A 17595-nucleotide genomic window follows, 5' to 3' on the forward strand; every position below is an offset into this window, starting at 1 on the left:
AGATCAAAGGGAGCCTGACCGGCTCCCTTTCTTTTTATCTCGCTTGCACCCGCTTGCAGCTCTCGGCGTCTTGCCCCCTCTCCCTCCGGGAGAGGCGGGCATCCCCGCCGGTGTCATCAATATCGTCACCAGTCATCAGGCGAGCGCGGTGGGCAACGAGCTGTGCAGCAATCCGGTGGTGCGCAAGCTCTCCTTCACCGGCTCGACCCGCATCGGCAAGCTGCTGATGCGCCAGTGCGCCGACACCATGAAGAAGCTGTCGCTGGAGCTGGGTGGCAACGCCCCCTTTATCGTCTTTGACGACGCCGACCTCGATGCCGCCGTGGCAGGGGCGCTCGCCTCCAAATACCGCAACGCCGGGCAGACCTGTGTCTGCGCCAACCGCATTCTGGTGCAGGCCAGTGTCTATGACGCCTTCGCCGAGAAGCTGACTGCCGCCGTCAAGGCCTTCAAGGTGGGAGATGGCATGGCGGAAGGCACCCAGATCGGCCCGCTCATCAACCCGGCTGCCGCCAGCAAGGTGGCCGAGCTGGTGCAGCAATCGGTCGCCGCCGGTGCCGAACTGCTGCTGGGGGGCGAAGCCCATCCCGCTGGCCCCCTCTTCTACCGCCCCACCATTTTGGGCAAGGTGGATAAAACCAACCCCATCCTGCAGGAGGAGATCTTCGGCCCGGTCGCCCCGCTGGTGCGCTTCGAGACCGAAGCCGAAGCCATCGCCATTGCCAACGACACCCCTTATGGCCTGGCCGCCTACTTCTATGGCCGCGATATCGCCCGGGTGTGGCGCGTCGCCGAGCAGTTGGAGTACGGCATGGTCGGCATCAACGAGGGGATCATCTCCACCGAGCTGGCCCCCTTTGGCGGCATCAAGGAGTCGGGTCTGGGCCGGGAAGGGGCCGCCGAGGGGCTGGAGGAGTATCTGGAGACCAAATACCTCTGCTTTGGCGCCATTCGCTAGGGCTGCAACAGAGAGACAAGGCGCCGCCGATCTGGCCCGATGGGCTAATTGGCGGTGATGGGCGCCAAAACGCCCGCCACATTTTCAGGGAATTTCGGGGCCATGGCCCTCAGGGAGGAAAGATGAGTCAGTCAGAATCAAACAAGGCGTGGCAAGCGCGCCGCGAAGCGGCCGTGGTCAACGGCGTTGGCACCCTGCTGCCGGTCTTTATCGACCGGGCGCAAAATGCCGAGCTGTGGGATGTGGAGGGCAATCGCTACATCGACTTTGCCTCCGGCATCGCCGTGCTCAATACCGGCCACAACCACCCCAAAGTGGTGGCGGCGGTGCGCGAGCAGCTGGAAAAGTTCAGCCACACCTGCTTTCAGGTCACCCCCTACCCCGGCTATATCGAGCTTGCCGAGAAGCTCAATGCCCTGGTGCCCGGCCCGACGCCGAAGCGCACCCTGTTTCTCTCCACCGGCGCCGAGGCGGTCGAGAACGCCATCAAGATTGCCCGTGCCCACACCGGTCGCAGCGGCACCATCGCCTTCAAGGGGGGCTTTCACGGCCGCACCATGATGGGCATGGCGCTCACCGGCAAAGTGGTCCCCTACAAGACCGGCTTTGGCCCCTTCCCGGGGGAGGTCTACCACATCCCCTTCCCCGCCGATTATCTCGGGGTAAGTGAAGAGGATGCCCTGCACGCCCTCGAGCTCTGCTTCAGCGCCGACATCGAGCCGAGCCGGGTTGCCGCCATCATTATCGAGCCGGTACAGGGCGAAGGGGGCTTCTATCCCGCCTCCCCGAGCTTTATGCAGAAGCTGCGCAGCGTCTGCGATCAGCACGGCATTCTGCTGATCTGCGACGAGATCCAGAGCGGCTTCTGTCGCACCGGCAAGACCTTCGCCACCGAGTATGCTGGCATCGAGCCGGACATCATGACGTTGGCCAAGAGTCTGGCGGGGGGCTTCCCTCTCTCGGCGGTGGTGGGCAAGGCGGAGATCATGAACGCGGCCAAGCCGGGGGGCCTGGGTGGCACCTATGCCGGTTCCCCCATCGCCTGCGCCGCTGCGCTGGCAGTCTTGCAGGTGATCGACGAGGAGAAACTCAACCAGAAAGCGCTGGATCAGGGGGAGCAGATCAAGGCGGGGCTGGAACGCATAGCCGAGCATTTTGACTGCATAGGTCAAATTCGCGGCCCCGGTGCCATGGTGGCCATGGAGCTGGTGAAACGCCGTGATGCCAGCCAGCCCGATCCCGACCTCACCAAACGTCTGGTGGCCGAGGCGGGCAAACGGGGTCTGGTCCTGCTCTCATGCGGGGTGCGCGCAAATGTCATCCGTTTTCTCGCCCCCCTGACAGCCCCTGCGGCAGTGATTGACGAGGGGTTGCAACTCCTTGAAAAATCACTGGAGGCCGTGCTGGCCTGACCAGCAGGAAAGTGACCACTCACCTGTGCAAATAAATGCAATTTTGCCCCTTTTTTTCTTGTCAAGGGGGCCCTGCAAATGCACAATGCGCCGCCACTGAAAGAACCGATGTAAAACAATGGCATCGGTTCTTTTTTAGACAGTGAACACACCCATAAACGAGGCCGGATCACCCCCGGAAAAGATAGCGAGATTGGCAGCAGTCTCCCGACACCAAGTCTAGTGAGGAACAACATGGGGCATCTCAATGCTTTCCAACCGGCCATGGCCGGTGTGCGCCGCCCTGGCGCCCTTGATTCCCGGGCCTCTCTCCCGGTTTCGTTGATGGACCGTGCCACTCTGGCACTGCATGAGGAACATGCATAATGGCGGCCCAGCAGGTTGGTCTGAAAAAGACCCTGAAACTGTGGCAGGTCGTGGTTATGGGACTGGCGTACCTCACCCCTATGGCGGTGTTCGACACCTTCGGCATCGTTACCGAGATCACCGAAGGTCATGTGCCGACCGCCTACCTGTTTGCCCTCATCGGCATGCTGTTCACTGCCCTGAGCTACGGCCATCTGGTGCGCAAGTTCCCGTCAGCCGGCTCTGCCTATACCTATGCCCAGAAGGTGTTTCACCCCTATGTCGGCTTTATGGTGGGCTGGACCTCCCTGCTCGACTACATGTTCATGCCGATGATCAACATGCTGCTGGCCAAGATCTATCTGGAAGCCCTCTTCCCGAACGTAGAGCCCTGGACCTATATCTTCGGTCTGGCGGCGGTGATGACCGCCCTCAACCTGCGCGGCATCAAGCTGGTGGCCAACTTCAACAGCCTGATCGTGGTAATGCAGTTCAGTATCATCGCCATCTTCATCGGCCTGATCGCCTGGGGTGTTCACAACGGTGAAGGGTTGGGGACCGTGGCCAGCAGCCGTCCCTTCTTCTCCGAGCAGATCCAGGTGTCACCGCTGCTGATGGGGGCCTCCATCCTCTGTCTGTCGTTCCTCGGTTTTGACGCCATCAGTACCCTGTCGGAAGAGACCCCGGACGCGGATCGGGTGATCCCCCGCGCCATCGTGCTGACGGCGCTGATCGGCGGTGTGCTGTTCGTCACTACCTCCTACTTCCTGCAGCTCTACTTCCCGGACATCTCCCGCTTCCAGCATCCGGATGCGGTACTGCCGGAGATCGCCCTCTATGTCGGCGGCAAGCTGTTTCAGGCGGTGGTGCTGGTCTGCACCACAGTAGCGGTGCTGGCCTCGGGGCTCGCCTCCCACGCCGGTGTATCGCGCCTGCTCTACGTGATGGGTCGTGATCGCGCCCTGCCTGCCCGCTTCTTCGGCTACATCCATCCGAAGTGGCAGACCCCGGCGTTCAACGTGCTGCTGGTCGGCCTGCTGGCCCTCTCTGCGGTGTCGCTGGATCTGGAGATGGCGCTGGCGCTGATCAACTTTGGCGCCCTGGTGGCCTTCACCTTCGTCAATCTGGCGGTGATCGCCCACTTCTATGTGAAGCTGGGCCGCAACAAGTGTCTCAAGGACCACCTGATGTACCTGCTGCTGCCGCTCTGTGGCGCCGCCTGCATCGGGGTTCTGTGGCTCAACCTCGAGCCCTCTTCCTTCGAGCTGGGTCTGATCTGGGCGGCGCTGGGGGCCATCTACCTGTTCCTGCGCCTCACCGTGTTCCGCATCCCGCTGCATACCGCCGACAAGGTGGAGATCGCCCAGTAACCGCTGGCGTCCCTCCCCCCGATAGCGAACAAGGAGCCAGCGGGCTCCTTGTTGTTTTTGCGGTGCTCTGGTGGCCAGCAGCACGGGTTGCCAGAAATGCGGTTTCTGCAGGAAGTGTGACTGATTTCAAATAACTACCCAGCCGGGCTGCTCGCCGTGCCATGGCCCGAGCCGCGTTGCCTTCTATCCTCAGTCATTAATGTGAATGGATATGCAGCCACTCTTTTTCCACTTCACCCCCTCCCATCCCCCGCCAACCGATAAGATCGCAGGACTCGAGCCCGGGGGAACGCCGCCAAATATGATCAGGATCAATGTTGAGGCGCTATGCACCCTGCAGCCCCGATTTGCCGATTTTTCATACGCCATGACAGGGTTCTCTTCCCCCCCGAAAAAGGGGGAGCGGCTCGGGGACGGCTGCAGGGGGCGAGTGACCACTTACCTGCTCCGTGCGTATGCAAAAAAATGCGTTAATCCGCCCTTTTTTGCTTGTCAAGGGGGCTGACCGAATGCACAATACGCCGCCAATAAAGGACCGATGTTCACTGCGACATCGGTTTTTGTATTTTTGAAGTGCAGTACAAACCCACCACAAGAGGCCGGAACGTTTCCGGAAGTGATATTCGAGATTGCCAAACAATCTCCCGACGTTGAGAGGATAACAATGGGGCGTTTTAATGCTTTCCTGCCGGTACAGCCCGGTATGCGCCTCCCCGGCGCCCTTGATGTACAGGCTTGCGAATCCATCGTATCCCTGCGCTCGTTGCAAGCACGTGCTGCGGCACTGATTGAGGAGAAAGCGTAATGGCATCGCAAAACGCCAAGCTGCTCAAGACCCTTACCCTGACACAAGTGATTGTGATGGGTCTGGCCTATCTGACCCCCATGGCTGTCTTCGACACCTTCGCCATCGTCGGTGACATCACCGACGGCAGGGTCGCCACCGCCTATCTGCTGGCTCTGGGTGGCATCCTGCTCACCGCTCTCAGCTACGGACATCTGGTACGCAAGTTCCCCTCTGCGGGCTCTGCCTATACCTATGCCCAGAAGGTGTTCAACCCCTACGTCGGTTTCATGGTCGGCTGGTCATCCCTGCTCGACTACATGTTCATGCCGATGATCAACATCCTGCTGGCCAAGATCTACCTGACCGCCATGTTCCCGGGCGTCGAGCCCTGGGTGTTCATCTTCGGTCTGGTGACCGTGATGACCTTCCTGAACCTGCGTGGCATCAATCTGGTGGCCAACTTCAACGGTCTGATCGTGGTGATCCAGCTGGCCATCATCACCCTCTTTATCGGCCTGATGGCGTGGGGCATCTACCACGGTGAAGGGGCTGGCACCCTGATGAGCAGCCGTCCGTTCCACTTCGAGTCAGCACAGCTGGTACCGCTCTTTACCGGTGCGACCATTCTCTGCTTCTCGTTCTTGGGCTTTGACGGTCTGAGCTCCCTCTCCGAAGAGACTCCGAACGCTGGCAAGGTGATCCCCAAGGCGATCGTGCTGACTGCCCTGATCGGCGGCATCATCTTCGTGGTGGTCTCTTACTGCCTGCAGCTCTACTTCCCGAGCCTCTCCCGCTTCCAGCATCCGGATGCGGTACTGCCGGAGATCGCGCTCTACGTTGGCGGCACCTTCTTCCAGTCCGTGGTTCTGGTCTGCACCACGGTCGCGGTACTGGCCTCCGGCATGGCGGCTCACGCCGGTGTGTCGCGCATCCTCTACGTGATGGGGCGTGACCGCATGATCCCGGAGCGGGTGTTTGGCTACATCCACCCGAAATACCGCACCCCGGCCATCAACGTGCTGATGGTGGGCGGTCTGGCCCTCTCCGCCGTGTCGTTTGATCTGGATACCGCGCTGGCGCTGGTCAACTTCGGCGCACTGGTGGCGTTCAGCTTCGTCAACCTGTCGGTGATCGGTCAGTTCTGGGTGCGCGAGAAGCGCAACAAGACCCTCAAGGATCACGTCATCTACCTGTTGATGCCGCTGCTCGGCGCCGCTACCATCGGTGCGCTATGGATCAACCTGGAGCAGAGCTCGCTGGAGCTGGGCCTGATCTGGGCAGGCCTTGGCGCAACCTACCTGTTCCTGCGTCTGGCGGTGTTCCGCATCCCGTTCCGTCAGTACGAGGAAGCGGCTGACGCCTGATCCTTTGCGGATAACGGATAGACAGAAGGGGAGCCATGGCTCCCCTTTTTGCTGCCGGTCTGTGGCCGGTCACACGGGCTTGGGCCCGGTCTGCTTACTACTTATCCAGTACGGCGGTCGCCGCAGCCTTGAGCGGATCGCGAGCGATGGTCTTGGCATCCTGCTCCGCCTTGTGCAGCTGCTGGTTTGCCTTGTCCATCTTCTGCTGCATACCGTTGCCGCTCTCCTTGAGGTCGGCACGCTTCTCGCCCAGCAGGTCGGTGCGGCCTCTTTGCACCTCAGCTTTCACCTTCTCTTTCTCCTGCTTCACCAGCTTGCTGGTATCACAGTTGCCCTTGACCCCCAGAGTGGCATTCACCGCTTCGTTTTTGAGGGCCTTGTCGAGGTTGCAGTCGGTTTTCAACAGGCTGGCCTGTGCCCCTGCCGAGAGCAGCCCCAGCGACAGAGAGAGGATCCATGCACGCATCATCTTGTGTACTCCTGCTTGCCAATAAAGGGGCGCAGTGTAGCGATCACATTCCGGCTGGCAAGGCGGCAGTGCTTTCGTCCCCCCTTTTGCCACCCCAGAGCCAACCGGCTCGGTCAGCGCCTGTCGCCGCAGTTCGTCGTCATAAAAACATCATCGAAATGTCACGTTGTCATATTTCTGTCATTAACCATTGATTAAATGCGCGGGTCATCAACAACCCAAGACGGAACGACCGTCTCAAGAGGCTTTATGCAACACCATCACTCCTTGTCACAGCCGCCCGCGACCCGCGCCCTGTTCAACTGGATGAGTGTCATCGTACTGGTCTACCTGATCCTGGTTGCCGTGGGCGCCATCTCCCACGGCTTCAAAGATTTCTCCGGCGGCGCCGAGGGCGCAGCCCAGATCTTCGCCTTTGCCAACAACCCCTTTGTCGCCCTGCTACTGGGTATTCTCGCTACCGCGCTGGTGCAATCCTCCAGCACCGTCACCTCGGTGATCGTCGGTCTGGTGGCTGGCGGCCTGCCCATCAGCATGGCCATCCCCATGGTGATGGGTGCCAACCTCGGCACCACCATCACCAACACCATTGTCTCCATGGGCCATGTGCGGGATCGCGCCGAGTTCCGCCGCGCCTTCGCCGCCGCCACCGTGCACGACTTTTTCAACCTGCTGGCGGTGTTCATCTTCCTGCCGCTGGAACTGATGTTCGGTCTGCTGCAACATAGCGCCGAGTGGCTGGCCAACCTGCTGGTAGGCTCCGCCAACATGTCGATGAAGGGCATGGATTTCATGAAGCCGCTGACCGCACCGGCCCAGCAGCTGATTGACAGTGCTGTTGCCTTCCTGCCGGGCAAGGGTGCCGCCATCGCGACCATCGTCATTGGTATCCTGCTGATCCTCGCCTGCGTCACGTATCTCGGCAAAGTGCTGCAACAGGTACTGGTTGGCCGCGCCAAAGAGGTGCTGCACAAGGCGCTGGGCCGTGGCCCGCTGACCGGCATTACCTCCGGTGCGCTGGTAACCATCATGGTGCAATCCTCCTCCACCACCACCAGCCTGATGATCCCGCTGGCCGGCGGCGGCGTGTTCAGCACCCGTCAGCTCTACCCCTTCACCCTGGGGGCCAATATCGGTACCACCATCACCGCCCTGCTGGCTGCCACCGCCATCAGCGGAGCCGGTGCCCAGCTGGCCCTGACCATCGCGCTGGTCCACGTGCTGTTCAACCTCTTTGCCGTGGTCATCATCTATGGCATCCCCTTCCTGCGCGACCTGCCGGTGCGCGCCGCCGAGGGGCTGGCCCGGGTAGGCAGCGAGAACAAGCTGCTGGCTCTGGGTTATGTGACGGGTCTCTTCTTCGCCCTGCCCGCCCTGATGATGGTGGCCGCCAAGTAAGCGCCGCCGCCATGACGAGGGGCGAGTCACCGACTCGCCCCTTTTTCCGTCTGCGTCTCCGAGCTTTGCCTGCCCGCTCACATCCTCCCGCCCTGTGGCTCGCCATCAGGGGCGGTGCGCGATAAGATGGCGCCCTCATTGCACTTTTTACATTTCATGGAACAGGAAAAACCGATGAAATTCATACTGATCGCGCTGCTGGTTGCCGGTGTCGCCTACTACTTCTACTCCAGCAGCAACAACAAGAAGCTGGCCGAAGATAATGTTCGCAAGGGGGCCGAGTTCCTCGCCAGCAACAAGGAGAAACCGCTGGTGACCACCACCGCCTCCGGCCTGCAGTACGAAGTGCTGACTCCGGGTACCGGCACCGTTCACCCCACCGCCACCAGCAAGGTGAAGGTGCACTACGAGGGCAAGCTGCTTGACGGCACCATCTTTGACAGCTCGGTCGCCCGTGGCGAGCCCATCGAGTTTGGCCTTAATCAGGTGATCAAGGGGTGGACCGAAGGGGTTCAGCTGATGGTAGAAGGGGAGAAGACCCGCTTCTATATCCCGGCCAACCTCGCCTACGGTGACCGCGCCGCCGGCAAAATTCCGCCGGGATCCGTACTGATCTTTGATGTGGAGCTGTTGGGTATCCAGTAAGCGCTCCGTCACGCTCCATCAACAACAAGGCCAGCATTATGCTGGCCTTGTTGTTATGGGAACCTTACTCCCCCTTGGCGATCCCTTCCCGGCGCGGATCGGCTGCACCAAACCAGCCGCCAGCGTTGCGCTCAACCCCCTGCAGGCCGGAGGTCTGCTCGTTCAGCACCACCTCATGTCCCCTCGCCTTCAATCCCTCGACCACCGACATGGGGGTGCGTCCCGCTTCCAGCTCGGTGGGGCCGTTGCGGCTGCCAAAGTTGGGCAGGTTGATAGCCTGTTGCAGGTTCAGGCCCCAATCCTGGGTGCCGAGCAGGGTCTTGCCCACGTAGTTGATGATGGCGGAGCCCCCCGGAGAGCCCAGCGTCATGGTTAGCTCGCCGCTTGGCTTGTCAAACACCAGCAGGGGTGACATGGAGGATCGGGGCCGCTTGCCCGGCTCCACCCGATTTGCCACCGGCAGACCGGCAGCATCCACCGAGGTGAAGGAGAAATCGGTGAGCTGGTTGTTGAGCAGGTAGCCGTTGACCATCTGACGCGATCCGAAACCATCCTCGATGGAGCTGGTCATGGAGATGGCCATCCCCGCCTTGTCGACGATCGAGACATGGCTGGTAGAGGGGAGTTCGGGGGTCGCATCCTTGCCGCGTGCCAGCGCCAGTGGCGGCGTACCGGGCTTGGCAATCCCCATGGAGTGCTGACCGACAAGCTTGCCCCGCTCGGCCAGATAGTCCTTGTCCAGCAACCCCAGCACCGGCACGCTGACAAAATCGCTGTCGGCGACGTACTGGTTGCGATCGGCGAAGGCCAGACGCGCCGCTTCACTGTAGAGGTGGATAGCCTCGCTGGAGGCAGCCAGCCCCCCCTCTTTCGTGGTGATCGGCTTGAGGGCCGCCATATCACGGCTCTCCAGCATGCCGAAGATCTGGCCGAGCGCCAGGGTGCCGGACGAGGGAGTGGGAAAGCCGCAGATCTTGCTCTGGCGATAGTCAAAGCAGAGGCCATCACGCACTTTGGCCTGATAGCTGGCCAGATCGGTGGCCGCCAGTACTCCGGGATTGGTGGGATGCTGGCGAACCTTGGCCACCATGGCATCCGCCAGCGGCCCCCGATAGAAGGCATCCGCCCCCTCTGTGGCCAGAGTGCGCAACACCCTGGCCAACGCTGGGTTGGTCAGCCGGGTGCCCGCCGTTTTGGGGCTGCCATCCGCCTGATAGAAGTAGGCACGCGCCTGCGGATCCCGTGCCAGATAGGGATCCTTGGCCAGCAATGTGGCCAGCCGTGGACTTATCACAAATCCTTGTTCTGCCAGCGTGATGGCGGGCTCGAACAGCACAGCCCAGGGCAGCTTGCCATAACGCTGATGGGCCAGTGCCAGAGCGCGCAGGGTGCCGGGAACGCCGACCGAGCGGCCCCCCACCACCCCGTCATAAAACGCCAGCGGCTTGCCATCTTGCATAAACAGCTGGTCGGTGGCAGCAGTCGGCGCCGTCTCGCGGCCATCCACCGCACTCACCTTGCGGCCATCCCACACCAGCAGCAGCGTCCCGCCACCGATCCCGGAAGATTGCGGCTCCACCAGCGTCAATACCAGCTGCACCGCAATGGCAGCATCGACGGCACTGCCACCGGCATTGATGATCTGGTAGCCCGCATCCACCGCCAGCGGGTTGGCGGCCGCCACCATGAAGTCATGGCCCTGCCAACCCTGTTTGTCGGTCCAGCCACTGGCGGCTTCCGGCGCGATCAGGGTCTGGGCTGGCGGGGTGTAGTGAAAGCCGTTGTCACTGGCACAACCGGCCAGCAGGGCAAGGGCGACAGCCAGCCCCAGAGGTTTGCGCAACATGACACTCTCCTTGTCTGTTTTATGACCATGAAGAGGGACTATGTCACGATTGGCGCTGATAGCTCAAGTTATTGAGCAAGATCAATATCTTACTCATCTATCAATAATGGCTATCCGCAATAGGTATAAAAAAACCGCCCGAAGGCGGCTTTTACGATGGGATGGCAGAGGCCAAACAGGCGCATGTCCGGTTAGATGGACTGCTCTTCGCCACCCAGGGCGGCAAACAGCGCCGGGATAAACTGGGACAGCTCGGCGGTGACCAGCGCGAAGTCGGCATCCAGACGGGCGGCCGGATCTTCGCTGGTGACGTCGTCGTTCTGCTCGCGCAGCTCTTCGCTGAATTTCAGACGCTTGATGGAGAGATCATCCCCCAGCACGAAGCTGACGGTCTCGCCCCAGTTGAGGGCCAGCTTGGTCACCAGCTTGTCATTGGCCAGGTGGTTCTTGATTTCATCCGTCATCAGATCCTGCTGCTTGCAGCGGATGATACCGCCGTGCTCCATGGCACTGCGCAGCTCGGCTTCATCTTCCAGCGTGAAGGAAGCGGGCAGGTTGCCCTCGTTCAACCACTCGGTCATGGTGATCTCGGGCGGGTTCTTGAGAGCCACCGGCACCACCGGCAGGGAGCCGATGGATTTGCGCAACAGTGCCAGCAGATCGTCCGCCTTCTTGGCAGAACCTGCGTCCACCACCATCAAATTGTCGGCAGGATTGATCCAGGCGAAGGTCTGGCTGGTACGACTGAAGGCACGGGGCAGCAGGGTGTGGAGGATCTCCTCTTTCAACGCCTCCTTCTCTTTCTTCTTGAGGGCGCGTCCCTGTTCGAACTCGATCGCCTCTACCTTCTCGGCCAGCATCTCCTTGACCACGGTACCGGGCAGCATCTTCTCCTCTTTGCGGGCGCAGATGAGGATGTGGCCGGAGGCAGAGTGAGTCAGGGTTGAGCCGAATTTGCCAAGGGGCTTGACCCACCCGAAACGGGAGATGTCCTGACTGCCGCAAGGGGTGAAGGCACAGGCTTCCAGCTGGGTTTCCAGCTGATCAACGGTCAGGTCAAAGGGGCGGGTAAAGCGATAAATCTGCAGGTTTTTAAACCACATGGCGTCCTCGGTCTCTAGATTGTCCGGCGGGCATTGTACTAGAGAGGCGCTTTGTGATCAGCCAATCATTCTCGCTAAATAAAGGGCGATCGACCTCACAGGGTCTCATTTATGTCACCTGTTTGTTCATCAAGTTCTCCTAGACTGCGAAAGTAAATTGTTAATAAGGATGAAGGTATGTTGCGGCCCAGTCGCCCGGAAGACATGGAAGAGATCGTCGAAATCTGGTTGCTGGCCTCCCTGCAGGCCCACGATTTCGTCGATGCCTCCTGCTGGTGGCAGGCCCAGGAGGATCTGCGTACCCGCTATCTCGACCGCGCCGCCATCTGGGTGTTCGAGGAGCGTGGCGATCTGCTCGGTTTCATGGCGCTGGTGGACAACTATCTCGCCGCCCTGTTCGTGCGCCCCGACCGTCAGGGCCGCGGCGTCGGCCATGCCCTCTTGCAGGAGGCGAAGCGTCAGGGTGCGTCGCTCCACGCCAGAGTCTTTGTCGAGAATGACCAGGCGGTGCGTTTCTATCGCCGCCACGGTTTTGTCATTGAGGCCGAGGAGTCCGATCCCCTCACCGGCCACCCCCAATACCGGATGTGCTGCGAACCGGCCTGAATCGATGCCAGCCCCCTGTTTTACTTGAAAAAAGCACGGGGCATCCTCATCTTGTCTTCATCGGGTGCCACAGGCACCGTCCCTGCAACCGGGCTGCTTTCCAATGAAAATCCTCCATACCGCCGACTGGCACCTTGGCCATCAACTTCATGGCCATGACCGCCGTTTTGAACACGATGCCTTTCTCGACTGGCTGAGCGACACCCTCAAGGCGCGCGAGATCGACGCTCTGCTGGTGGCGGGCGATCTGTTTGATACCGCCAATCCCCCCGCCAGCGCCTGGCAACAACTCTACCGTTTTCTGGCGCGGCTGCGCGCCGAGATGCCCCGCCTCAACATGGTGCTGATCGGCGGCAACCACGACTCCCCCTCCAAGCTCGATGCCCCCCACGAGCTGCTGCGCGCCTTTGATCTGCATCTGGTGGGCAGCATCAGTCGCGACAGTGAGGGCAAGCTCGAGACCGACCGCCTGCTGGTACCGCTGCAAGACAAGGAGGGCAACATTGCCGCCTGGTGCGCCGCCGTGCCGTTCCTGCGCAGCAGCGATCTGCGGGTAGAGCAGTTGGCAGAGGGGCAGGACAGGCTGATCGAAGGGGTACGGCAGGTCTATGCCGAGGTACTGGCCGAAGGGCGCGCCCGCTGCGGGGAGGCGCTGCCGCTCATCGCCATGGGCCACGCCTATCTGGCGGCGGGCCAACTCTCGGAGCTGTCGGAGCGGCGGGTGCTTGGCGGCAACCAGCACGCCCTGCCTGCCGACCTGTTCACCGCGGCTGATTACACGGCGCTCGGCCACCTCCATCTGGCCCAGAGCCCGGCCGAGGGGGTGCACTACAGCGGCTCGCCGCTGCCGCTTTCGCTTGCCGAAGCGAACTACAACCATCAGGTGCTGGAAGTGACCTTTGCAGAAGGCAAACTGACCGGATTGGAGCGGATCCCGGTGCCCCGCGCGGTGGAGATGATCCGCCTGCCCCAGAGCACCCTCGACGACGCACTCAAAGCCATCGCTTCGCTCGAACTGCCTGATTGTCCACAAGAGGCACAACCTTTCCTCGAAGTGCGGCTGCTGCTGCCCAAGCCCGAGGCCCGCATCCGCGAACGGATTCTGGCGGCCATCGCAGACAAGCCGGTACGCCTGACCCGCATCAGCACCCAGTATCAGGGCTCGGGAGAAGGACTGGCCGATGGTCGCGAGCGGCGCAGGCTCGATGAGCTCTCTCCCACCGAGGTGTTTCGCCTCTGCTATCAGCGCCAGTTTGAAGGGGAGCCCGAGGCTGGGCTGGTTGCCTCGTTTGAAAAGATCCTGGAGCAGGTGAAGGAGTCAAACCAATGAAAATCTTGTCTCTGTCAGGTGAGAATCTGGCCAGTCTGACCGGCCCCTTCACCATCGACTTTACCAAGGGGGCGCTCGGCGCTGCGGGTCTATTTGCCATCACCGGCAACACCGGCGCAGGCAAAAGCACCCTGCTCGACGCCATTTGTCTGGCCCTCTACGACGAGATGCCGCGCTTTATCGCCAATCGCAAGAACGTGGCCGAAGTGGGCCGCATAGATGACGAAGAGAAACTCAAGGCCAACGATGTACGAGGCATCCTCAGCCGCGGTCACGCCAGCGGTTTTGCCGAGGTGCAGTTTCGTGGCTGTGATGGCCGCATCTGGCTGGCCCGCTGGGCGGTGCGCCGGGCGCGAAACCGCTCGGAGGGACGTTTTCAGGCGCAAGAGCGCACCCTGACCGATGTGGAGTCGGGGCAGGTCTTCTCCGGCAGCAAGCGGGAGCTGCAGGATCGCATCGACGAGCTGGTGGGACTCTCCTGGGAGCAGTTTCGCCGCGCGGTGATCCTGCCGCAGGGGGAGTTTGCTGCCTTCCTCAAATCGGACGCCAACGAGCGCTCCGCCCTGCTCGAACGGATGACCGGCACCGAGCTCTACTCCGCCATCTCCATCCAGACCTATGAACGGGCGCGGGAAGAGCAGCAGAAGCTGGCCACCATCGCCCAGCGCCTGGGCGACGTGGCGCTGATGGACGAGGCCACCCGCGAACAGTGGGTAAGTCAGCAGGTAAGCCTCTCGACCACCCTCAAGCACGAGCAGCAACAGCAGCAGCTGATGCAGGACTTACGCGACCTCAACAGCCGCATTGCAGCCCAGTTGCAGGGCTGCGCCGAGGGACAAGCGGCGCTCGATGCCGCCCTGCAGGCCCACGGCGCCGCGGCCCCCGAGCGCGAGGAGTTTGCCCGTGCCGAACAGGCCCAGGTGGCCCGCGCCGATCACGACGAGCTGGCCCGCCTCACTCTGGAAGTGCAGCAGCAGGAGAAGGTGATCGCCGAGCTTGGGCCGGAGCTGGCCAAACTCGAAGAGCAGACCCAGCAGAGCGCGCTGACCGAGCAGCAGTTGCTGGCGGAGAAGATCGCCGCCGAGCGGGAATGGGGTGCCCTGCAACCCGAACTCAAGCGGGCGCAGGAGCTTGATACCCGCATCCGGGAAAAAGTGCAGCAGTTGCAGAAGATCCAGCAGGAGGGGGCGCAAGAGCGAGAAGTGCAACTCACGCTGGAGCAGGGCTGGCGCGAGCAGAGCCGACAGGTGGAGCTGCTCAAGCAGCAGCACCAGCAGTGGGGACTTTGGCTCGAAGAGCACAAGGAGCTGGCACCGGTTGCCCGCCAGTGGCAGCCCCTGCTCACCGCCATGCAGGATTGGGCCGAGGATGCCGACAAGCTGCAGCAACTGCTCACCCTGCGCGATCACAAGTTGCGCGCCCTGCAACAGTTGCAGCGCCAGCTGGAGCAAGGTCAGCAGGAGCGCGACTACTGGCAACATGAACAAGCCCGGCTGCAACAGCAACAGAACGAGCTGCAGGAGCAACAGTGGGAGAGCCGCCTCGCCAAGGCGCAGGAGCAATGGCAGCAGCAAACCGAACAGCTGGGTCAGCTGCGCCAGTTGCTGGAGCTGGCCGATTACGGCCGCAACCACGGCGAGCAGCATGGCCGCTTGCAGCAGGAGATTGCCCAGCTGGAGCAGGCGCTGGGCAAGCTCGCCACCCTCGGCGAAGAGCTGGCCCCCGCCCGCGAGCGGCTCGCCCTGCAGCGGGATGAGGCGCGCCACGCGCTGGAGCAGTCCCGTGCCATCGCCAGCTTCGAGCAGTATCGCCATATCCTGAGCGATGGCGAACCTTGCCCGCTGTGCGGTTCCGGGGAGCACCCCTACAGCCAGAGCCAACCCCAGGTAGCGGGGATCCTGGGTCAGCTGGCGGAGCGGGCCCGCAGTCTGGAACTGGAGTGGGAGCGGCTCAACCATCAATACATTCAGTGCGAGAGCGAGCGTCAGGAGCTGGCCCGCCAGCTGGCGGTGCGTCAGCAACATCTGCCGGAGCTGGAAACCCGCGCCGAGCAGCTGACCCTGCGCTGGCAACAGCTGGGGGGCGATACCCTGCTCGGCCATCCGCTGCCGCTGCGCCAGAGCCCCATTGAGTGGAACGAGCTGATGAGCACCCTGCTTGGCCGTGGCCAGGCGCTGGAGCAGGGGTTGGCCCAGAGCCAGCAGCTGCTGCGTCAGGCCCAGCTTGGCCAACAACAGCTGCAAGGGGTGCGTCAGCAACTGAGCCAACTGGCTGCCCAGCACCAGCAGTTTGACCTGCAGTGGCAGGAGGCCGACCGCCAGCGCATCGCACTGGAAGGGGAAGCGAAGGGGATGGGCGAACAGGAGGCGACCCTGCGCCAGCGTCTGGAACAAGGCGCCCACCGCCTCGACGAGCAGATGGGCGGCCAACCGTGGCGCCAATGGCTCGGCAGCCAGCAGTGGCACGAGTGGCAGCGGACCTGCGAAGCCTGGCTGCACGGCCAGAGCGAGTGGGAGCGGCTGGCCAGCGAGATCGCAAGCCTCACCCCCGCCCTGAGTGCGCAGGAGGCACGCCTGCAGACCCAGCGCGAGCTGCTGCACAAACTCGAGCGGGACTACAAGGAGCACGAGCAGCAACGGCAGGGGCTGCTCACCAGCCGCAGCGATTGTCTCGGTGGCGAGGAGATCCCGCTGGTCGAGAACCGCTGGCAGCAACGACTGCAACAACTCGCCAGCGAACTGGAGCTGATGCAAAGCGGCGCCCGCGCTCTGCGGGAGCGGCAGACTGAACTCAAGACCCGCCTCACCCATGTGGAGCAGGAAAAGCAGACCAGCAGCCGCCGCAAGCGGGAGGTACTGGCGCGCTGGGCTGCCCACGCCAGCACCCTTGGCATTGCCGAGTACGACCTGCGCCGCCTGCTCGCCATCAGCCCCGATGAACTCAAGGCTCGCCGCTCTGCCCAGCAAGGGTTGGAAGATGCCCTTGGCGAGGCGCGCACCCGCCTTGCCGAGCGGCAACGGGCGCTGGCACTGGAGGAGAGCAAGCGGGATCGCTATCGCGAGCACCACCCCGAGCTGGCTGCCCTGCCGGATGCAGAGCTGAGCGATCAGCTGGCGGCACTCGATGCCCGTTGTCGCGCCCTTGAAGAGCAGCTGTTCGAGTGCAAGAGCAAGCTGGCACAAGCCGAAGCAGCTGCCCTCAAGGCGGGCAGCCTGCAACAGGAGCTGGCCGCCCAGCAGGCAGTGGCCGACCACTGGCAGCAGCTGTGCGATCTGATCGGGCAAGCCAACGGCGCCAAGTTCCGCACCTTCGCCCAGAGCCTTACCCTCGAGCGTCTGCTGCTGGAGGCCAACGCCCAGCTCGCCGAGCTCTCGCCGCGCTACCGGCTGGAGCGAGTACCCGGTACCGATCTGGCGCTGCAAGTGGTGGATCTCGACATGGGGGACGAGGTGCGCTCGGTGGACTCCCTCTCCGGTGGCGAGAGTTTTCTGGTGTCGCTGGCGCTGGCGCTGGCCCTCTCCAGCCTCTCGTCACGGCAGACCCAGGTCGAATCGCTCTTTATCGACGAGGGGTTTGGCACCCTGGATCCGGACAGTCTGGATCTGGCGCTCGCCAGCCTCGACTCCCTGCAGGCCGCCGGCCGCCAGATCGGGGTCATCTCCCACGTCCAGACGCTGGTGGAGCGGATCGGCGTGCAGATCAGGGTCGAAGCCCTCGGCGGCGGCGAGAGCCGAGTGAGCGTCCCGTAAACGAGAGACAAGATCGTGACATGAAAAGGCCCCATCATCAGATGGGGCCTTTTGTTAGACATTGTCCCGTCCTGAATATGGTTTACACCTTTCCCCCCAATAAATGGAGAACCCGATGGGACAAGGTGTGAAACGGACACAGCGCGATTACTCGCTGACTTTTAAACTGGCACTGGTCGAGCAGATTGAAAAAGGCGAGCTCACCTACAAACA

General features: G+C 62.2%; 13 protein-coding genes. 10 read left to right on the forward strand and 3 right to left on the reverse strand.

What is annotated here, in order from left to right:
• The 5 genes from AB5Y82_RS10865 to AB5Y82_RS10885 all read left to right on the forward strand — a co-directional run.
• Positions 1–958 (forward strand): aldehyde dehydrogenase family protein (locus tag AB5Y82_RS10865; protein ID WP_368173948.1); only part of this gene is annotated, 958 nt, incomplete at its 5' end.
• A gap of 122 nt (positions 959–1080) precedes the next feature.
• Positions 1081–2370 carry a 4-aminobutyrate--2-oxoglutarate transaminase gene (gabT, locus tag AB5Y82_RS10870; protein ID WP_368173949.1) on the forward strand — a complete coding sequence of 430 codons (1290 nt, stop codon included), beginning with the start codon at positions 1081–1083 and terminating at the stop codon, positions 2368–2370.
• A 365-nt stretch (positions 2371–2735) separates the two neighbouring features.
• A complete protein-coding gene (locus AB5Y82_RS10875; protein WP_005359067.1) occupies positions 2736–4085 on the forward strand; it encodes an APC family permease in 1350 nt (449 codons plus the stop codon).
• A 538-nt stretch (positions 4086–4623) separates the two neighbouring features.
• Positions 4624–4890, forward strand: a complete 267-nt coding sequence (locus AB5Y82_RS10880) for a hypothetical protein (RefSeq protein WP_021230505.1) — start codon at positions 4624–4626, stop codon at positions 4888–4890.
• Positions 4890–6236 (forward strand): APC family permease, encoded by a 1347-nt coding sequence (locus AB5Y82_RS10885; protein ID WP_064341208.1) that lies wholly within the window; start codon positions 4890–4892, stop codon positions 6234–6236. Before AB5Y82_RS10880 ends, AB5Y82_RS10885 begins: the two co-directional genes overlap by 1 nt.
• 97 nt (positions 6237–6333) lie before the next feature.
• Here AB5Y82_RS10885 and AB5Y82_RS10890 read toward each other — a convergent pair whose 3' ends face one another.
• Positions 6334–6705, reverse strand: coding sequence for a hypothetical protein (locus tag AB5Y82_RS10890; protein WP_111901523.1), 372 nt, complete (start codon positions 6703–6705; stop codon positions 6334–6336).
• A gap of 249 nt (positions 6706–6954) precedes the next feature.
• On the opposite strand from AB5Y82_RS10890, the gene AB5Y82_RS10895 reads away from it, so the two are divergent.
• Complete coding sequence (locus AB5Y82_RS10895; RefSeq protein ID WP_005359054.1) at positions 6955–8103, forward strand: sodium:phosphate symporter; 1149 nt, start codon at positions 6955–6957, stop codon at positions 8101–8103.
• 174 nt (positions 8104–8277) lie between these two features.
• On the forward strand, positions 8278–8748 hold the full coding sequence (locus AB5Y82_RS10900; RefSeq protein WP_111901522.1) for an FKBP-type peptidyl-prolyl cis-trans isomerase: 471 nt from the start codon (positions 8278–8280) through the stop codon (positions 8746–8748).
• A 64-nt stretch (positions 8749–8812) separates the two neighbouring features.
• Here the strand turns inward: AB5Y82_RS10900 and ggt are convergent, their stop codons facing one another.
• Both ggt and rdgC read right to left on the reverse strand, forming a co-directional pair.
• Complete coding sequence (gene ggt, locus AB5Y82_RS10905; RefSeq protein WP_368173950.1) at positions 8813–10594, reverse strand: gamma-glutamyltransferase; 1782 nt, start codon at positions 10592–10594, stop codon at positions 8813–8815.
• A 191-nt stretch (positions 10595–10785) separates the two neighbouring features.
• Complete coding sequence (gene rdgC, locus AB5Y82_RS10910) at positions 10786–11697, reverse strand: recombination-associated protein RdgC (RefSeq protein ID WP_005347467.1); 912 nt, start codon at positions 11695–11697, stop codon at positions 10786–10788.
• A gap of 177 nt (positions 11698–11874) precedes the next feature.
• On the opposite strand from rdgC, the gene AB5Y82_RS10915 reads away from it, so the two are divergent.
• The 3 genes from AB5Y82_RS10915 (at position 11875) to AB5Y82_RS10925 (ending at position 17382) form a co-directional block, all read left to right on the forward strand.
• The gene (locus AB5Y82_RS10915; protein WP_005338252.1) at positions 11875–12303 is read left to right on the forward strand and encodes a GNAT family N-acetyltransferase; all 429 of its coding nucleotides are present in this window, start codon (positions 11875–11877) and stop codon (positions 12301–12303) included.
• 103 nt (positions 12304–12406) lie between these two features.
• Positions 12407–13633, forward strand: a complete 1227-nt coding sequence (locus AB5Y82_RS10920) for an exonuclease SbcCD subunit D C-terminal domain-containing protein (RefSeq protein WP_111901520.1) — start codon at positions 12407–12409, stop codon at positions 13631–13633.
• On the forward strand, positions 13630–17382 hold the full coding sequence (locus AB5Y82_RS10925) for an AAA family ATPase (RefSeq protein ID WP_111901519.1): 3753 nt from the start codon (positions 13630–13632) through the stop codon (positions 17380–17382). Before AB5Y82_RS10920 ends, AB5Y82_RS10925 begins: the two co-directional genes overlap by 4 nt.
• The last annotated feature ends 213 nt before the right edge of the window (positions 17383–17595 follow it).

The sequence above is a fragment of the Aeromonas sp. s13 genome (genome assembly GCF_040907905.1).
Classification (GTDB): domain Bacteria; phylum Pseudomonadota; class Gammaproteobacteria; order Enterobacterales; family Aeromonadaceae; genus Aeromonas; species Aeromonas veronii.

Bases quoted from the DNA above. Each gene is read 5' to 3' on its own strand.
- gabT (WP_368173949.1), top strand. From the start codon at position 1,081: ATGAGTCAGTCAGAATCAAACAAGGCGTGGCAAGCGCGCCGCGAAGCG.
- AB5Y82_RS10875 (WP_005359067.1), top strand. From the start codon at position 2,736: ATGGCGGCCCAGCAGGTTGGTCTGAAAAAGACCCTGAAACTGTGGCAG.
- AB5Y82_RS10880 (WP_021230505.1), top strand. From the start codon at position 4,624: ATGTTCACTGCGACATCGGTTTTTGTATTTTTGAAGTGCAGTACAAAC.
- AB5Y82_RS10885 (WP_064341208.1), top strand. From the start codon at position 4,890: ATGGCATCGCAAAACGCCAAGCTGCTCAAGACCCTTACCCTGACACAA.
- AB5Y82_RS10890 (WP_111901523.1), bottom strand. From the start codon at position 6,705: ATGATGCGTGCATGGATCCTCTCTCTGTCGCTGGGGCTGCTCTCGGCA.
- AB5Y82_RS10895 (WP_005359054.1), top strand. From the start codon at position 6,955: ATGCAACACCATCACTCCTTGTCACAGCCGCCCGCGACCCGCGCCCTG.
- AB5Y82_RS10900 (WP_111901522.1), top strand. From the start codon at position 8,278: ATGAAATTCATACTGATCGCGCTGCTGGTTGCCGGTGTCGCCTACTAC.
- ggt (WP_368173950.1), bottom strand. From the start codon at position 10,594: ATGTTGCGCAAACCTCTGGGGCTGGCTGTCGCCCTTGCCCTGCTGGCC.
- rdgC (WP_005347467.1), bottom strand. From the start codon at position 11,697: ATGTGGTTTAAAAACCTGCAGATTTATCGCTTTACCCGCCCCTTTGAC.
- AB5Y82_RS10915 (WP_005338252.1), top strand. From the start codon at position 11,875: ATGTTGCGGCCCAGTCGCCCGGAAGACATGGAAGAGATCGTCGAAATC.
- AB5Y82_RS10920 (WP_111901520.1), top strand. From the start codon at position 12,407: ATGAAAATCCTCCATACCGCCGACTGGCACCTTGGCCATCAACTTCAT.
- AB5Y82_RS10925 (WP_111901519.1), top strand. From the start codon at position 13,630: ATGAAAATCTTGTCTCTGTCAGGTGAGAATCTGGCCAGTCTGACCGGC.